Annotated in this window: 15 protein-coding genes and 2 other annotated features; of the genes, 10 read left to right on the forward strand and 5 right to left on the reverse strand. The window is 39.0% G+C overall.

Annotated features, from left to right (window positions below):
- Positions 1-102 precede the first annotated feature (102 nt).
- Positions 103-335: a binding site (T-box leader), on the reverse strand.
- 67 nt (positions 336-402) lie between these two features.
- Positions 403-2,562, reverse strand: coding sequence for a YhgE/Pip family protein (locus ACR42H_RS03260; RefSeq protein ID WP_436374704.1), 2,160 nt, complete (start codon positions 2,560-2,562; stop codon positions 403-405).
- A 629-nt stretch (positions 2,563-3,191) separates the two neighbouring features.
- Here ACR42H_RS03260 and ACR42H_RS03265 point away from each other — a divergent pair.
- Together ACR42H_RS03265 and ACR42H_RS03270 are read left to right on the forward strand one after the other, a co-directional pair.
- On the forward strand, positions 3,192-3,590 hold the full coding sequence (locus ACR42H_RS03265; protein WP_113884185.1) for a cytidine deaminase: 399 nt from the start codon (positions 3,192-3,194) through the stop codon (positions 3,588-3,590).
- Positions 3,591-3,687: 97 nt separating this feature from the next.
- Positions 3,688-4,005, forward strand: coding sequence for a hypothetical protein (locus ACR42H_RS03270; protein WP_436374705.1), 318 nt, complete (start codon positions 3,688-3,690; stop codon positions 4,003-4,005).
- A gap of 340 nt (positions 4,006-4,345) precedes the next feature.
- Here ACR42H_RS03270 and ACR42H_RS03275 read toward each other — a convergent pair whose 3' ends face one another.
- Positions 4,346-5,044, reverse strand: coding sequence for an ArsR/SmtB family transcription factor (locus ACR42H_RS03275; protein ID WP_436374706.1), 699 nt, complete (start codon positions 5,042-5,044; stop codon positions 4,346-4,348).
- A gap of 93 nt (positions 5,045-5,137) precedes the next feature.
- On the opposite strand from ACR42H_RS03275, the gene ACR42H_RS03280 reads away from it, so the two are divergent.
- The 6 genes from ACR42H_RS03280 (at position 5,138) to ACR42H_RS03305 (ending at position 11,032) form a co-directional block, all read left to right on the forward strand.
- Positions 5,138-5,752, forward strand: coding sequence for a flavin reductase family protein (locus ACR42H_RS03280; RefSeq protein ID WP_436374707.1), 615 nt, complete (start codon positions 5,138-5,140; stop codon positions 5,750-5,752).
- Positions 5,753-5,941: 189 nt separating this feature from the next.
- The gene (locus tag ACR42H_RS03285) at positions 5,942-7,390 is read left to right on the forward strand and encodes an ATP-binding protein (RefSeq protein ID WP_436374708.1); all 1,449 of its coding nucleotides are present in this window, start codon (positions 5,942-5,944) and stop codon (positions 7,388-7,390) included.
- Positions 7,387-8,073 carry a response regulator transcription factor gene (locus ACR42H_RS03290; protein ID WP_436374709.1) on the forward strand — a complete coding sequence of 229 codons (687 nt, stop codon included), beginning with the start codon at positions 7,387-7,389 and terminating at the stop codon, positions 8,071-8,073. Before ACR42H_RS03285 ends, ACR42H_RS03290 begins: the two co-directional genes overlap by 4 nt.
- A gap of 191 nt (positions 8,074-8,264) precedes the next feature.
- The gene (locus ACR42H_RS03295) at positions 8,265-8,972 is read left to right on the forward strand and encodes an ankyrin repeat domain-containing protein (RefSeq protein ID WP_436376819.1); all 708 of its coding nucleotides are present in this window, start codon (positions 8,265-8,267) and stop codon (positions 8,970-8,972) included.
- Positions 8,973-9,022: 50 nt separating this feature from the next.
- Positions 9,023-9,988 carry a DUF4822 domain-containing protein gene (locus ACR42H_RS03300; protein ID WP_436374710.1) on the forward strand — a complete coding sequence of 322 codons (966 nt, stop codon included), beginning with the start codon at positions 9,023-9,025 and terminating at the stop codon, positions 9,986-9,988.
- Positions 9,989-10,549: 561 nt separating this feature from the next.
- A complete protein-coding gene (locus ACR42H_RS03305) occupies positions 10,550-11,032 on the forward strand; it encodes a DUF523 domain-containing protein (RefSeq protein ID WP_113884178.1) in 483 nt (160 codons plus the stop codon).
- Positions 11,033-11,118: 86 nt separating this feature from the next.
- On the opposite strand, the gene ACR42H_RS03310 is transcribed toward ACR42H_RS03305, so the two are convergent.
- Entirely contained in the window at positions 11,119-12,576 is a 1,458-nt protein-coding gene (locus ACR42H_RS03310; RefSeq protein WP_436374711.1) for a DHA2 family efflux MFS transporter permease subunit, read from the reverse strand.
- Between the two features lie 172 nt (positions 12,577-12,748).
- Here ACR42H_RS03310 and ACR42H_RS03315 point away from each other — a divergent pair, with 172 nt between their 5' ends.
- Positions 12,749-13,303: a TetR/AcrR family transcriptional regulator gene (locus ACR42H_RS03315; protein ID WP_113884176.1), complete on the forward strand. Its 555-nt coding sequence runs from the start codon at positions 12,749-12,751 to the stop codon at positions 13,301-13,303.
- A gap of 42 nt (positions 13,304-13,345) precedes the next feature.
- Here the strand turns inward: ACR42H_RS03315 and ACR42H_RS03320 are convergent, their stop codons facing one another.
- Together ACR42H_RS03320 and ACR42H_RS03325 are read right to left on the reverse strand one after the other, a co-directional pair.
- Positions 13,346-13,813: a DUF3291 domain-containing protein gene (locus ACR42H_RS03320; RefSeq protein WP_436374712.1), complete on the reverse strand. Its 468-nt coding sequence runs from the start codon at positions 13,811-13,813 to the stop codon at positions 13,346-13,348.
- Positions 13,814-13,959: 146 nt separating this feature from the next.
- Complete coding sequence (locus ACR42H_RS03325; RefSeq protein WP_436374713.1) at positions 13,960-14,376, reverse strand: DUF1284 domain-containing protein; 417 nt, start codon at positions 14,374-14,376, stop codon at positions 13,960-13,962.
- A 216-nt stretch (positions 14,377-14,592) separates the two neighbouring features.
- Positions 14,593-14,806, forward strand: a binding site (T-box leader).
- 61 nt (positions 14,807-14,867) lie between these two features.
- On the opposite strand from ACR42H_RS03325, the gene proS reads away from it, so the two are divergent.
- Complete coding sequence (proS, locus tag ACR42H_RS03330; RefSeq protein ID WP_113884173.1) at positions 14,868-16,307, forward strand: proline--tRNA ligase; 1,440 nt, start codon at positions 14,868-14,870, stop codon at positions 16,305-16,307.
- Positions 16,308-16,531 lie beyond the last annotated feature (224 nt).

Raw genomic sequence — 16,531 nt, forward strand, 5'->3', positions numbered from 1 at the left:
GCCGGTGACCCTGATCTATGAAAAGAAAATAAAGAAAGATTCATGTCCTTATCAACGCTAACTATATAGTTTTAAATAAATAAAAAACGCACCCATCCCAGCAAAAGGGACGAGTGCGGTCGTGGTGCCACCCTAATTCCATAAAGCATGCCGAAAGACTGCTTTATGCTCAAAAAGATAACGGATTTCCCGATTATAGATACTCTGATTAGATCATTTCCCCATAATAGCTCCAAGGCGGTAAACCAATCCCAATTCTTCAGGGCTTACAGCCGGAGGCCCTGATCTCTGGAAAGAAAACAAAGAAAGATTCGTGTCCTTTTCATAGCTCATATTGATATTTTTACTGATTTTAATACACAATTTGGAAAAGGTCAAGAGAGTTAATAAAACTTTTAGACTCTAATGAAACAATCCCGATTCCTTCGATTTTTTCATCAGCGCTTTTGTTTTTCTGCTTAATGGCTCTTTTAGGAAGGTTCCAATTAATAGTGCAATGATACCGAATAGCGTCAGGACCAGGAGGTCTCTGTATACTCTCTCCCAAACAATGCCTCCAACAGCTTCTCTCATTAGATCAATGGCATAAGAGAAGGGCAGGAAGGGGTGGATGGTTTGGAAAAATTCCGGAAGCAAGGCGGTCGGATAGGTTCCGCCTGCACCCGCTATCTGAAGCACCAGCAAGACAATCGCCATGGCCTTTCCGACATCGCCAAATACAGATACTAATGTATAAACAATTAATATAAACACTAAACTGCTTATCAGTCCAAACAGGATAAACCACATAGGTGCCGCCACATCCACTCCCAGAATGATGATATCCCCTATTGTCACTACAAGGGTTTGAGCAAATCCAATGCTTAGGAAGGTGAGCAGTTTGCCGTAATAAATTTGTTTTCCAGTAAAGTCTTCAGGATGATGGACATCTGTAGCTAAAAGGGAAATTAATAGAAGGGCACCTACCCATATCGCAAGTACGGTATAAAAAGGAGTCATGCCTGTTCCGTAATTTTGGATTGGGAATAGGCTGTTTTTATTGAGCTGAACAGGTTCCTCGAAGAAACCCTTCTCTGCTTCGGGGTCATTTTGCAGCAGCTCAATGATCTCGCTGATGTCTGTCTCGCCCTGAATGTCCCGAATCCGATCGGCTAATTGATTAATCTTTTCGCTTACATATGGAAACTCTCCAATAATGTGCTTAAGCGTTTTTTCTCCTTCACCTAAGTTCCCCTCTGTATTAGCAAGGATTTTTTCGATTTCAGGCATGGCAGATTGTATTTCAGTCAGGATATTCCTGGCATTGCTCAATGTTTCCTTGGCGCTGGCCACTTCCTGGTTGATGGCTGGCCGGATGTTTTCATTATATTCTTTAACGAATGCGTCAATCCTGCCTGCAGTTGCAGCTGAATTTTCCTGAAGCCGGGTGATTAAATCATCCGCTTCCTGCTGCTTGTCTGAAAGAAAGGCATTGACCTTTTGTCCGTTTTCCTGGATTGCCTGCAGCTCCTGTTTTAATAAAGCTAATTGTTCCAGAGCCTGATTGATTTGTTCCTGATTCTGGCTTGTGCCTTGTTCCTTATTGGATTCCTGCAGCTGCTTTAGTGCTGTTTCGATTGTTTCGATATTCTGAAGCGAACCCGCTATCTGCCCATTGATTTGATTACTAATTTCCTTTCCCTGGTCCAGGTTCAAATCAGAGGATTGAACCGAAGTGATAAAATCGTTCACCTTTACCGCCATATTCTGGACCTTCTCCAGATTCTCCTGAATCTGGGGCTCCATTGCATTCAGGCGATTCTCAGCCTCATTTATAAATTTCATCGTTTCATTAATGGTCTGCAGACCGTTGCCTGTTGCGCGTTTGGCATCAGGAACGAGTGCTTGTGCCTTATCAATCATTTTTTGGGCATTTTCTGCATCTGACAGGGAGCTGCTTAATAAGGAATGGATTTCAGGAAGCTTTTCCTCCATTTGAAAAACATACTCTTCGAACCGCTTTATATCTGGAAGGTCTTTCTCAATCTCCAGACCCAATTCATTAAACTTCTCAAAAATAGTGCCGTTCACGGTTGAGATGAAATTGCTCGTAATCGTATCGACAATCCCGCCTGCACCTTTTTCAGTGATTTTAGGTGCAATGGCATTAATTTTTTCATTCACATAATACTCAATTTTCGCTTTTTCGGGCTGATCTTCAATGACGGTTCCCAGCTTCTGAGAGAAATTTTCCGGAATCACAATGACGGCAAAATAGTCGCCGTATTCCACCTTATCCATAGCATCTTTTCGGTCATCAAAGTGCCAGTCCATATCATCGTTCTTCTTCAATTCCTTGACGATGTCATCACCAATATGTATGTCCTTATCCCGGACCACAGCCCCAGCATCTTCATTTACGATCCCAACGGGAAGCTGATCTGTTTGGCTATAGGGATCCCAAGAAGCTTCGATGTTAAACCAGGCATATAAAGAAGGCAGTAACGTCAAGCCTCCGATTAATACTGCTGCAACCCAATTAGTAAAAATACTTCTAATATCCATTTTGTAAATTTTCCACATGCTTTTCAGTCCAATCTGCTCGTCTTCCTAAGATTTTGTGAATAATCGGTTAAATATATTCAGAATCTCAGTGCACAACAATTCTACCCCTATAAAAAAATTGTGTAAAACCCAAAGGGCGTGGGCAATTACTTTTGGGGCTAAAGGAGGAGAAGGTTGTATGGGAAAGGTGTTTGAATTAGCTGCAACTTGGGACAAAGGAAGAGGAAAAGCGAGCAGAAGAGTCTGAACTTGATGCAACTTTGGACAGAGGAATGGAAAAAGTGAGCAAAAGAGTCTGAACTAGGTGCAACTTCGGACAAAGGAGGAGGAAAAGCGAGCAAAGGTGTTTGAACTAGGGCAGTTTCGGACAGCTTTTATTCTAAGGTGCAGTCGAAAGTCAGGAAGTGAATAACAGTGCCTGTCCTCGAATTTGGCATAATAGAAGATATATATAATAGTAAAATTGGAATTGAGTAAGTTACATGATTCATTATGGTCTAGTTACTTAGTGAAAACTCCAATACCTTCAAGGCTTTGCCGATATTGACAAACATTTCAAAAAAATATATGATAAAAATCCTGCCAATTTTACATTGGCCTAAGGGGACTGTGAAAAGTTCATTCTTCTTTGAAAAGGATGGGTAACTATGAATAAAGAGCAATTGATGGAAAGTGCACGCAGTATGAGGGAAAGAGCTTATGCTCCGTATTCCAAATTTCCGGTTGGAGCCGCTTTATTACTGAAAGACGGCACTGTCATTAATGGAGTGAATGTGGAAAATGTATCGTTTGGTGCGACGAATTGTGCCGAGAGAACAGCTATTTTCACTGCAATTGCGAATGGTTACAAAAAAGGTGATTTCCAAGCTATAGCTATAGCAGGAGATACGGCAGATTTTCTTCCGCCTTGCAGCATCTGCAGACAAGTTTTAGCGGAGTTCTGTCTGCCGGGAATGCCGGTTTATTTAACAAATGAGAAAAAAGAAATATTAGAACTGACATTAATGGATTTATTGCCGTATGCATTTACGGATTTAGAGATGTAGCATAAATAGAGGGCGAGTTTTGAGAGAATTAATCAAAGCTTGCCCTCTTTATTTTTCCTGCTGAAGTATGCTTATTTAAAAAAGAATGATGTACCAATTGGATAAAAAGAATATTGAAATGATGTTCAGACAATTTTTGGCAGGGGGTTTAGATAAATTTATTGGACCAGCAGTATATCATGAATTTGGAAAAGGGAATCTGACGGGAGCCGTACAGAAACTTGGGAGGAACCAATTTGAAGTATTGAATAGCACTGAAGAATTCTCCATTCAGCAATTTTACGATATTGGTGCATTAGTATATTATCTAAACGCGATACCTTGGCAAGTTGAAACAGGGTTTAATATGAAAAGTATTAAGAGAGTTTGTATGAAATACATAAAACACTTCTCTTTAAAGGCTTTTTTGATGTGAAGCAGCATCGTTTTGTTATGAAAGCCAGAGCCATTTAAAAACAAGGTCTTCTTGTTAAAGAGGAGCTTGGCTTATAATTTTTTTACTGCCCTTATTTGGTGGTGCTGATCTTGGGTGAAAAGGATAAAAATCAAGTGAATACAAAAGAAATATGGAAATGTTTAGGTTGGCGTTTGGTGCAGGTGTGGGGGCAATCTTAAGAATTGTTGCTTACAATCTTAAGTGGCTTGGCTGTTAAATCATTGTCCGGCTAAAAAGAAACGCAGCTGCTGTAAATTATGAGTATGATAATAGGACTGCGAATGGTTCCACACCTAGAACGTGTGGGAACCATTCTTATTTATCCTATCCTATCCATATCAATAGCAAAGATTTCCTTGAAGCCCTTCATTCCCTGAGGGGTTATTTGGATGGCACGTGTTTTGGGAATGCGCTGTATCCAATTTCGCTCCAGGAATTTTTCCAGGATGGCATTCCCCAATGCACCTGCAAGATGATGGCGTCTTTCGCTCCAGTCGAGACATTTATGGGAAAAAGAACGACGCTTCTTTTTCAAAGAGGTCAGGTCAATTTGTATAGAGTGAAAGAATGCTATTCCTTCTTCCGTAACACTGTATGTGTCATTTTCTTCAGCAATAAATCCTTTTCTTTTTAGCGATTCAGTTATTTGCACTCCTAAATTTCCAGCGAGATGATCATAGCACGTCCTGGCAAGGCGGATCGCTTTATCTTCAGAGGCATGTTTAAAAGATTTAATTTCTGCAGCAGGTGCAATGGACAGAATGGATTCCATCACCTGGGCAACTTCTTGATTCATGATGCCATAATATCGGTGCCTTCCCTGTTTTTCTGCTGACACCACTTGAGCATCCAGCATTTTTTTGAGATGAAAGCTGGCCGTTTGCGGTTTAATCCGTGCCATATGGGCCAATTCATTTACAGTGTGATACCGGCCATCCAATAAGGCGGTCAGTATGGCTGCTCGACTTGGTTCACTGACCAGAGAAGCGACTTTTGCTACATTTGAATTCATATTCATATTTTATTCCTCCATGTAATCCATATTTCGATGATAATTGAAATATTTACCCCTTACAATGATATTTGTAAAAAAGTTCAGGAGGAAACTGCAATGAAAAAGGAAGAAAACCAAATAATCACCAAATCAATCCAGCCTAAAATCTTATACTATGGAACGCCAGTGATTTTGTTAACAACACTTAATGAAGATGGAACATCCAACATCAGCCCCTTATCCTCGTCATGGGCATTAGGGGAATGCATTGTCCTAGGCATCGGGGAAGGGGGAAAGGCTTTGGAAAATCTTCGCAATCATCCCGAATGTGTCGTAAACGTTCCTGGCCCTGGCCTTTGGGAGAATGTAGAAGCATTAGCGCCACTGACAGGCAAGAACCCATTACCGGAATATAAACGGATCAATTCATTCCGTTTTGAAAAAGATAAATTCTCAGCAGCCTCCCTTACGAAGCAGGAAGCAGAAATTGTAAAGCCCTTTAGAATCCTGGAATGTCCACTTCAGATCGAGAGCAGGGTGGAGCACATTCGAGTCCCGGAACATGACCCTCACTTTGCCATCGTGGAAGTGACGGCATTAAAGGTCCATGCGCATGCATCCATCCTTAAGGATGATCATCATGTGAATCCTCATGAATGGAGTCCCCTCATTTATAATTTCAGACACTACTATGGACTAGGCGAACATCTGGGAAAAACATTTCGGGCATAGTTCTTTGGAGATTAATCACTTTTGCTAAGCTGTTTAGAAATATTTCATACATATTTTAGAAAGTTTTAAGATTTATGTGATATAGTTCTTTTAATTTCTTAATCTGGATAATAGGTTTATAAAATTAACTTGAATGCTAAGAATAAGGTATGATCTGATGAAAATTTTATAACAGAGTGAGTGAAACAGATGTCCATTAAAATGAGGTTTCTGCTGTCTTATATTGGAGTGATTCTTTTTTCGATCACTTTATTATTGGCAGCAGGTTTTTTAATAATTTTTGCCATAACAGGTGATGTAGGATCTATAGAGCATCTTTACAAAAAAACGTATATACAAAAACCTTTGACAACAGTTGAAGAAAGTGTATTTCTCGATTTAAAGCTTTTTGCTAAAAATAATCCGAAACAGCTCCTAAATCAAAAGGAGCTTAAAAAGATTGAGAAAGAGGATATCGATATTGTTGTTAGAAAGGGCACAAAAATTGAGTACGCTTCCCATGCTCTTAACAAACAGGCATTGGTTAAATCCCTTCCAGGTTTTGAAGAAACAAACATCAATACTCGAGATACGATTAAACTCAACGACTATTTTTTTACCTATGTAAAGTTTGATTTTTATTTTCCGGATAAAAGTGAAGGAAGTGTTTTCGTATTAAGAAAGGCCAGCTCCTATGCTGAGCTCATCAGAGAATTGTTTCCTATTTTATCAGGTCTCTTACTGTTTCTGTTTATTATGATTATCGGTATATTAAATTACTTAGTATCGCGAAGCATTATTAAACCTATCTCAGTTCTTAAAGAAGGTGCTGAAAGAATAAAATCAGGAGATTTAAATTTTGAAATCGGGGCCATTTCAAATGATGAAATCGGACAATTAAATAGAGCGTTTGAGGAAATGAGAATAAAACTAAAAGAATCGATAAATCTCCAGCTCAGGTATGAAGAAAATCGGAAAGAGCTTCTGTCCAATATTTCCCATGATTTGAAGACACCTATCACTTCGATTATTGGATATATTGAGGGGATTAAAGATGGTGTAGCCAATACCCCTCAGAAAATGGAAAAGTATTTATCGACTGTTTATTTTAAAGCAAAAGACATGGATTCATTAATTGATGAGCTTTTCTTATTTTCCAAGCTGGATTTGAAAAAAGAACCGTTCCATTTTGAAACGGTCGACCTGGATGAATATATGAAAGACTATGCAGAAGAACTTTATTTGGACTTACTTCAGCAAGGAATCCATATGAAGCTTCATCTTTTGAATAAACCGATCTACGTGAAAGTCGATAGAGAGAAATTGAAACGAGTACTGTCCAATTTAATAAGCAATTGTGTTAAATATATGAACAAAGACAAGAAGAAGATTTCTATTTCACTTCATGAACGATTAGGCGATGTAATTGTTAAAGTAGAAGACAATGGGCAAGGGATAGAGCCTGCTGCCTTGCCAAATATTTTTGAACGTTTTTACCGTGCAGAACAATCGAGAAGTTCCGCGACAGGCGGAAGCGGCTTAGGACTTGCGATCGCGAAACAAATAATTTTGGAGCATAGAGGGGAAATCTGGGCTTCAAGCGAGATAGGTAAAGGTACAAGTGTATTCTTTTCCCTAAAGAAAGGTGAAACAATATGAAAAAAATATTGCTTATTGAAGATGACATTAGTATTGCAGAATTGCAAAGAGATTATTTAGAAATAAATAAGTTTCGGGTCGATATTCAACATTCCGGTGATGAAGGACTCCAGCATGCTCTTCAAGGGCACTATGATTTAATTATTTTGGACATCATGCTTCCAGGAGTAAATGGGTTTGAGATATGTAAACAAATACGCGCAGTTAAAAACATTCCTATCTTGTTTGTGTCAGCCAAAAAGGAGGATATCGATAAAATTCGTGGTCTCGGTTTAGGGGCAGACGATTATATTACCAAGCCTTTTAGTCCGGGTGAACTGGTAGCCAGGGTAAAAGCACATATAGAGCGATATGAACGTTTAGCAGGAAAACAGACTCAAACAAATACGATTTTCGTACATGGAATAACAATTGATAAGTCAGCACGTAAAGTTTATATTGACCAAGAAGAAACACCGTTTACGACAAAGGAATTTGATTTATTAGTATTTCTTGTCATGCATCCAAATCAAGTATTGAGCAAAGAACAGCTTTATGAAAAGATTTGGGGGCTGGAGTCAGCTGCAGATGTTTCAACAGTCACCGTTCATATCAGAAAAATACGAGGGAAAATTGAAGGAGACCCTGCACAGCCGAAATTCCTGGAAACCGTTTGGGGAGCAGGTTATCGATTCAATGTTTAAATTAATTTATGTTTCATTATATCCGTCACAAAGGTGACGGTTATTTTTTTATATATATGAAGAAATTTTAAGATTAAGTTTATCTTTCTTTAAGAGTTTTTTTAGAGGGAGTTCATATTTTGGCACTAACATTATAGATGCAGTAACTAGTCTGAGTCATTTTATTTAAAGAGGATAGGCAGGTGAAGCAGATGCGGGGGTGGTTAACACTAGTGATTGGAGGCGTGATCCTCCTTCAAGGCTGTGTCCCGGATAATAATGCAGAGACAAAAACACGGGCAAATGAGGTAAGGGAAGATATGGATATGAGTGAATCATTGCTTCAAGCTGCAGAGCGCAGTGATACAAAAACAATAAAGAGATTGATTGAGGACGGTGCTGATCTAAATAAAAAGGGCTCAGACGGGCAAACTGCTACTATGATTGCAGCTTACAATAATGATGTCGAAACCGCCAAAATCCTGATTAAAGCGGGGGCTGACGTCAACATTCAGGATAACATGAACAACAACCCTTTCCTATATGCAGGTGCAGAAGGATACATTGAAATTCTTAAGCTTACCATCGAAGCAGGTGCAGATCCGGCGATAGTTAACCGTTATGGCGGCACTGCATTGATCCCTGCTGCAGAACATGGTCATATAGATGCCATCAAGGAACTTCTCACCAAGACTGATATTGATGTAAATTATGTGAATGACCTCGGCTGGACAGCATTATTAGAAGCAATTATTTTGAATGATGGAAATGTAATTCAGCAGCAAACTGTGCAATTGCTAATCGATTACGGGGCAGATGTGAATATTGCGGATAGAAATAATGTTACTCCATTGCAGCATGCCCGTGAGAAAGGATTTAAAGAGATTGAACAGATTTTGTTAACAGCAGGAGCAAAATAGGCTTGTAATTATTAAGATCCACCCAAAATGAGAATGAGGAGACGATAAAAATGAACAAAAAAGCAAAGGCAATAACATCCATACTTATTGGATTTACATTAGTAGCAACGGGGTGCAGCGCTGGTGCAAACGCCCAGGAAAATCATAGTAAGCAGAAGCAAGAACAAGCGGTTAAAGAGACTAAAAAGGATCAATTAACCAAAGGACAGGAAATGGGTAACATTCTCAGCAGCACAAATTGGCAAGGTACAAGAGTGTATGACAAAAATAAGAACGACTTAACAAAAGAGAATGCAAATTTCATTGGTCTTGCAAAATATGAAGGGAAATCAGGAAGATATGAATTTTTCGATGCGAAGACAGGCGAAAGCCGCGGCGATAAGGTAACTTTCTTTATTACCAATGATGGGAAGAAAAGAATATTAATTTCAGAATCAATGAATTATCAAGCTGTTGTCGAAATGACAAAAATAAATAAAGATATTTTTACTTATAAAAGAATGGGAAAAGATGCTAAAGGCAACGACGTAGAGGTATTTGTTGAACATATTCCATATAAAGAAAATGAGCTTTCTTTTACTGATCCCAACAAGCAGCTGGACACTGTTACGGGTGATATTGTTAAAGACATCGATGGAGATAAAATTTTAGGCAATACCCTCTGGAATGGAACAAAGGTATTAGATGAAGACGGAAATGATGTAACAAAGTATAATACGATGTTTATAAGTCTTGCAAAATTTGATGGCAAGACGAATAGATATGAATTTTTCAATCTTGAAACAGGAAAAAGCCGCGGTGATTTTGGCTACTTCGATATTATGAACGAAAATAAAATAAGAGCCCATGTTTCAATTGGAGCTAATAAGTATGGTGCAGCGCTTGAGCTTACTGAACTTAATAAGAATAAATTTACGTATAAAAGAACGGGTAAAGACAAAGATGGCAAAGATATAACTGTGTTTGTTGAACATGAACCTTATAAGGGTGATTTTAAACCGAAATTTACTAAATAAAAACCATGAAGGAATGGATTCTTCCGTTCCTTTTCTGTTTTCTTTAACTTAAACTTTTCTTATTGGCAATTAAAAATTTGTTTAAGAACAAATAAAAAGCATACCAAAGCAATGAAAGAAGGAAAAATTAAAGAAAAAACGAATGAAATTAAGATATAAATAGATGTAATGGGGGATGGTATGTCAAAGTATATTAGTATGTTTTTCTTATTGCCATCGTAAGTGTCTTACTCTTTTTTATAATTGGTTCAGTATTCATGGGTGGAGGCAATCCGGCAGAAGAAGCAGTTTATACATTTGGAACAATAATTATATTACTGCTATCGTTTTTAATTTCACAGCTTTACTATTTAATAGATTTGGTTAAGAAGAACCGGTAATTCCCTGTCTTTATGAGTGTACAAATATATTGAAAAAAGCATCAGTTTTGGGGGAATATGCGGAGGCAATTTGCGATGTGTGAATAGTTAATAAGACAATCAATGCAATAAAGTCCAAACAGTTAGATAATCAAGGACTCTTCTTTATTGGAAGAATAACTTTTAGATTGAGGTGTCACGAATGATATTAGTCAGTTCTTGTTTAGCAGGGTTGGAAGTAAGATATAACGGCACTCATTGCTTAAATCAAAAGATCCGTCAAATGCTGGACCAGCAGCAGGCAATTACTGTTTGCCCTGAGTTGCTCGGAGGTTTTTCAACACCAAGAGAACCTGCTGAGATAATAGATGGTGACGGAGCAGCTGTTCTTGATGGCAAAGCTAAAGTAATTGAAAAATCAGGGAGAGATGTTACAGATTTGTACATAGAAGGAGCTTATATCACGTTAAGAAAAGCCCAAGAGCTGCAAGTTACTGCAGTAGTGCTAAAAGAATATAGTCCATCCTGTGGAAGTTCCATGATTTATAACGGCGAGTTCAAGGGAAACAAAATTCCTGGAGATGGAGTTACGTCGGCTTTGCTTAAAAGGAATGGCATTAACGTAGTATCAGAAGAGGGTCTGGCAGATTTACTTTTGGAAGAAGGGTCCAATTATACAGACTAAACTTCAAGGGGCTGCGTTTAAGCACCCTTTTTTCAAAGGGGGAAATAGCAAAGCATACCCAAGAAATCTCAGGCATGCTCGCGTTATTAACTCTGGCTTTGTTGGGCCAATCCTTTATCATGGGTGTTTTTTGGTGATTTTTTAGGCGCAAAGAAAACTAAAATCAGTGTTGCAAGGGATAGGACTAACATAAAGACATAGGCAGAACTTGAACCAAAAATAGAAGCTAAGCTTGCCAGTTTGTCCGCTGTCATGTTTTCTGAGAGTTCCGAAGCATAGGAAGTTGCCTGAATCGTATATAAAGTGATGACAACTGCAGTTCCAATCGCTCCTGCCAATTGGCGAATGGTGTTGTTAACCGCTGAGCCGTGTGATCCCAGCTCTCTTGGCAAAGCATTCAATCCTTCTGTATTTAAAGGCATAGTAATAAAGCTTAGTCCTATTCTCAAAATAATGGTGCGGACCATTAAATACATAAAAGTAGTTGATTCGTTCAAATCGATTACTCCCCACATGGAAATACTGACAAATACTAAACCTGTAATAAAGAGTGGTTTAGCACCGTATTTATCATACATTCTGCCAGTAACCGGCGATAAGAAAGCGTTGATGATAGCTCCGGGCAATAAAAGCAATCCTGCTTCAAAAGCCGTGAACCCGCGGCCATCCTGCAGGTAAATGGGCAAAAGGATTAAATCTGCATACATAATCATCGTAATCAGGACATTGATAAGCGATGTGAGAGTGAAGATTTTATACTTAAATACAGATAAATTTAGTAATGGCTCCTTTGATTTCATCTGCCGCAAGCAGAATAGAGCTGTAAAGAATACTCCTGCAATGATCGTTGTAAGGACTATAGGATTTTGCCACCCTTTGCTTCCCGCAGTACTAAATCCGAATAAAATGCAACCAAAGCCAATCGTGGACAAAATAACACTTGGGAGTTCCAATCTCGCTTTCTTTGTTTCTGAGACATTCGTTAAATATTTGAAGGCTAGAGCGATGACGATGAGTAAAAAGGGGAGTAACCCAATAAACAGCCATCTCCAAGAAACAAATTCAATAATAAGACCGGACAGGGTTGGAGCGATGGCGGGTGCAAAGATCACTGCAAAGCCAATTTTCCCCATCACACTTCCGCGCTGTTCAGCGGGATATAAATATAAAATGACGGTCATCATCAAAGGCATGATGATTCCGGCGCCAATTGCCTGAATCATTCTTCCCGTCAGCAGTGTGCCAAAGTTCATCGCAAAGGCGCTGATGACAGACCCAATCAGCAAAAAGAACATAGAACTAATAAACAGCTGCCTTGTTGTAAACCGCTGCATCAGAAATGCTGTGATGGGGACTAATACCCCATTTACAAGCATAAATCCGGTTGATAACCATTGGACCGTTGCTGCTTTTACGTTGAATTCCTCCATGAAACTGCTCAATGCCACATTTAATAAAGTCTGATTTAAGGTTGATAAGAAACAGCCCGAAATCAGGACCAATAATAATATTTTTTTATTGCTTTCTGTTATTTCCTTGTTCATTCATAAACTCCTTCGTTCTGAACTTGTATTCTCAACATGTTGTCGATAAAATTCATAGTAACAAAAGCATCTATTCTTGACCATGAACAGTTTTCTTGTGTGTGTTCACTAATCGACAGGACGAATAGGGACTGTTGAGAAAGTCCATGAAAATCTATAAAGGAGGGTTAGAATGTCTGCGCCGAAAAAGAAAGATCCCCGTGCAATCCGTTCAAAGGAAATGTTCAAAACAGCAGCATTTTCTCTGCTATCAGAGGAATCCGATATTTCTAAACTGACCGTTCAGAAAGTTGCGGCCAAAGCAGGATTAAATCGGACAACATTTTACTTGCACTATCAGGATATTCAAGATTTTCTAACGCAAATTATCAATGAAATTTTAAGCGGGCTATCAGATAAAATCGCAGCATTGATACAATCGGAAGATCTATCAGAAAAGCAGCAGCTGACCCAATTGCTTGATTATTTATATATCCATAGAAAGTATTTGCTGATCTTATTCAAGATGAATCAATTCGAGGAAAAACTATTCGTATTATTAAAACAGTTAGTAGAAATAAGAAGAAAGAATACACAGAAGGAATTGCCGGACGAATATGTTTCTATTGATATTAAAACAGCCTCATTGGTAGGCATCATCATGTGGTGGCTAAAGAAGGGACTTCATTTTAGTTCCGATTATATGGCTAATGAAATTCATTTAATGTATAAGGTGAGGCCGCAGTAACGTGCTGATAGGAAAAACGCAGTGCAGGAGAATTAACCCCAGCTATTTAAGCAGGATCGGATCCCCAAATTGATCAAATGCATGTCTAAAGTCAAATGCAAAAGAATCAGGCCCATGCTGGATATAATAATCATATCTTTTAAAAGCTTCCTTCCAGGATACATCCGATAACATATCCGTCCACCACACCACATAATTTGGCTGTCTCTCTGGAAGAGGCCCAAACCACTTATTCCTGTCCTGCAATGCCTGCCTATGCAGGCCGGAATAGGTAAACTGATATAAAGATTGAAGGTTTTTCCATACTGTTAAGGTGAGAATGGGGGTACCCTCTCCTTTGATCGTTTCTTCAGGGAACTTCGCTCTATTTGGTGAGAATTCTTTTATGAGGTGCCCTGTTTTAGCAGCCTCTCGCATGACTTCATTTCCCGCTTCAAAAAACTCCCGGGAGGCAGGATGTTCCTCTGAGTGCTTCAGCCGTCCAACAGTCAAAATAGCCGCAAATGCCATGTTAGTTCCTCCATTACCTGTTTTACCTACATATATTCTGAAAGGACTGGACTAATACCTGTATGAACGGGATAATAATTCAGGTTGTTGCCAGATATAAAACAGTTCCCAAGCATGTTTAAGAATGGGCATTTAACAGGGGAGGGTTACTTTACTTCCTTTAGGCCCTTCCCTGCAAGAATATCTTGAATACCTTCCTCACAAACGCCATATGAACGCCAGGAACACGTTTCGCAAACAGTATGTATATCTGAGGGAAGAGCGTACTTTTGGATGTTCGCTTCAATGTCCTTCCAATACAGGATTTGCCCGATTTTAAGTCCTATTTTTTCTAAAATAATAGAATCTCTTTCATAAATATCGTGGTGTTCACAGTGGTATTCACCTGAGTTGGGATACTTTTCACACAGTTGATCCGGCCCTTTTACAAGCTGTATCCATGTCCTGGGGTTGTCTCTTAAGGCTTGATGCAAACGTGTCATATTTTCCACGTATTCCTGGGAATAGCCCATTCCCCGATATCCCAGAAGGCAAAAAAGATGATGGCCGCGCAGCTTATACATAAGATCACCCCAATTTAACTTGTTCGATTACGTTAAAATGTTAACCTTAAAAATATATAGTTAACATACTTGTTTATTATAACATTTAAAATTGATCAGCTGAGGTTTTTTGACTAAACTGCTTTACAGCCTTTCTGGTAAGGCTGTTAAAAATGGAAAATAAAATTTTGTAAATATTGAATTGCCTGTGACAAGTTGATATATTAACTTATATATATGGAATCAATGATGTGATCAAGTAGATAAGGATTGTGAAACAGAAAATATAGCCTGGGCTGAAAGCTATATCACCCCTCCTTATTGAACCCTGCCACGGAGATGTTAGTAAAGCTAACCGGGTCGTTTCGTTACAAACGTTTAGAGGACTTTAATTTTGATTAAAGTTGAACTAAGGTGGTACCACGTCTATTAGCGTAAAGACGTCCTTTTGATGGACTCTTTATGCTTTTTTATTTTTTAAAGAAATTTCATTTTCCAAGGAGGAAAAGAAGATGTCTCAACAAAAACCAAACAACTTTTCAAAATGGTATCTTGATACGATACAAAAAGCCGATTTATTTGATTACACACCTGTTCGCGGCTGTATTGCCTTTAAGCCGGATGGCTATGAAATATGGGAACATATTCAGGAAGAGATGGATAAGCGTTTTAAAGAAACCGGTCACCGCAATGCATATTTCCCGATGTTAATTCCGGAATCCTTCTTTCAGAAGGAAAAGGATCATATTGAAGGATTCTCGCCAGAGCTTCCATGGATAACGGAAGCGGCAGGAGAGAAATTGGAAGAACGTCTGGCACTGCGCCCCACTTCTGAAACAATGATTGGACATTTGTATTCAGATTGGATTAAAAGTTATCGGGATCTGCCTGTATTAATAAATCAATGGGCAAATGTATTCCGCTGGGAGAAGAAAACTCTTCCATTCATCCGCACTTCTGAATTTTTATGGCAGGAAGGCCACACGGCTCATGTGGATGAGGAAGATGCGCGTAAGGAAACCATGCAAATGCTGGCCATTTATAAAGAAGTTGTAGAAGGATTACTTGCGATTCCGGTTTATGATGGCCAAAAGACACCATCAGAACGTTTTGCCGGCGCTGTAGATACATTCTCCATTGAAGCGATGATGAAAGATGGAAAGGCTGTGCAGGCAGGAACCTCACACTACTTAGGTACAAAATTTGCGGAAGCTTTCGATATCAAATATTTGAATAAAGAAAATAAGCACACCTTTGTCCATACAACATCCTGGGGTACGTCTACACGGCTTATTGGCTCCGTCATCATGGTTCATGGAGATGAGCAAGGCCTTGTGCTGCCTCCAAAAATAGCACCGGCTCAAGTTGTGCTGATTCCAGTCGGGCCATGGAAAAAGAACCCGGCCATTATGGAGAAGTTAGATGAAATCTTTGCCGCATTAAAGGCTGAAGGAATCCGCGTCCGTCTAGATGATTCCGATCAATCACCAGGCTTTAAATTTAATGAGTGGGAATTGAAAGGCGTACCTGTCCGCATAGAACTTGGTCCACGTGATTTAGATCAAAATCAATGCTTAATGAAGGCCCGTGATCTTGGGGACAAGGTTGCGGTACCGCTTGAATCCATTATTGACAGCATTAAAAAAGAGCTTGAAACCATGCAGACTCGTTTATTCGATAAAGCAAAAGCGTTCCGCTCGGAGAATTCGCACACACATATTGATACAATGGACCAGTTAGAACAGCACATAGCAGAATCCGAATTAAATGAAACGATTCCTGGCTGGATATTAGCTGGCTGGTGCGGAGAAGACGCCTGTGAAGAAAGTGTAAAAGAAAAAACAAAATTCACAACAAGGAACATTCCGTTCAATCCGCCGGCAACTAAGCACACATGCATCCATTGTGGTAAAGAAGCGAAACATACGGTTTGGTTTGCGCGAGCTTATTAAACTGTGAATGTGAAATATTACGTGATCTTTCAGGGTCATTTATTTTTAGGTCCGCCTCACTCAGGCGGACTTTTTTCTTAAAGATGATTTAATGAACGTCCAGGTTTCACAGTAAAGCATTTAAATAAGGAGCTTTACATATTTTATTAAACTGATTAGTATGTTAAAATCTAAAATGTCTAAAAATTTGGATAACGTTTTTAATTTAGGAGGCTGATATTATG

Source organism: Cytobacillus sp. BC1816, assembly GCF_051353635.1.
Lineage (GTDB): Bacteria > Bacillota > Bacilli > Bacillales > Cytobacillaceae > Cytobacillus > Cytobacillus oceanisediminis_C.

What these genes read in the sequence shown, in the direction of transcription:
- ACR42H_RS03295 (WP_436376819.1), top strand. Translation starts at nt 8,265, where the DNA reads ATGCGGGGGTGGTTAACACTAGTGATTGGAGGCGTGATCCTCCTTCAA.
- ACR42H_RS03320 (WP_436374712.1), bottom strand. Translation starts at nt 13,813, where the DNA reads ATGGCATTTGCGGCTATTTTGACTGTTGGACGGCTGAAGCACTCAGAG.
- ACR42H_RS03285 (WP_436374708.1), top strand. Translation starts at nt 5,942, where the DNA reads ATGTCCATTAAAATGAGGTTTCTGCTGTCTTATATTGGAGTGATTCTT.
- ACR42H_RS03280 (WP_436374707.1), top strand. Translation starts at nt 5,138, where the DNA reads ATGAAAAAGGAAGAAAACCAAATAATCACCAAATCAATCCAGCCTAAA.
- ACR42H_RS03275 (WP_436374706.1), bottom strand. Translation starts at nt 5,044, where the DNA reads ATGAATATGAATTCAAATGTAGCAAAAGTCGCTTCTCTGGTCAGTGAA.
- proS (WP_113884173.1), top strand. Translation starts at nt 14,868, where the DNA reads ATGTCTCAACAAAAACCAAACAACTTTTCAAAATGGTATCTTGATACG.
- ACR42H_RS03310 (WP_436374711.1), bottom strand. Translation starts at nt 12,576, where the DNA reads ATGAACAAGGAAATAACAGAAAGCAATAAAAAAATATTATTATTGGTC.
- ACR42H_RS03290 (WP_436374709.1), top strand. Translation starts at nt 7,387, where the DNA reads ATGAAAAAAATATTGCTTATTGAAGATGACATTAGTATTGCAGAATTG.
- ACR42H_RS03325 (WP_436374713.1), bottom strand. Translation starts at nt 14,376, where the DNA reads ATGTATAAGCTGCGCGGCCATCATCTTTTTTGCCTTCTGGGATATCGG.
- ACR42H_RS03305 (WP_113884178.1), top strand. Translation starts at nt 10,550, where the DNA reads ATGATATTAGTCAGTTCTTGTTTAGCAGGGTTGGAAGTAAGATATAAC.
- ACR42H_RS03260 (WP_436374704.1), bottom strand. Translation starts at nt 2,562, where the DNA reads ATGTGGAAAATTTACAAAATGGATATTAGAAGTATTTTTACTAATTGG.
- ACR42H_RS03300 (WP_436374710.1), top strand. Translation starts at nt 9,023, where the DNA reads ATGAACAAAAAAGCAAAGGCAATAACATCCATACTTATTGGATTTACA.
- ACR42H_RS03265 (WP_113884185.1), top strand. Translation starts at nt 3,192, where the DNA reads ATGAATAAAGAGCAATTGATGGAAAGTGCACGCAGTATGAGGGAAAGA.
- ACR42H_RS03315 (WP_113884176.1), top strand. Translation starts at nt 12,749, where the DNA reads ATGTCTGCGCCGAAAAAGAAAGATCCCCGTGCAATCCGTTCAAAGGAA.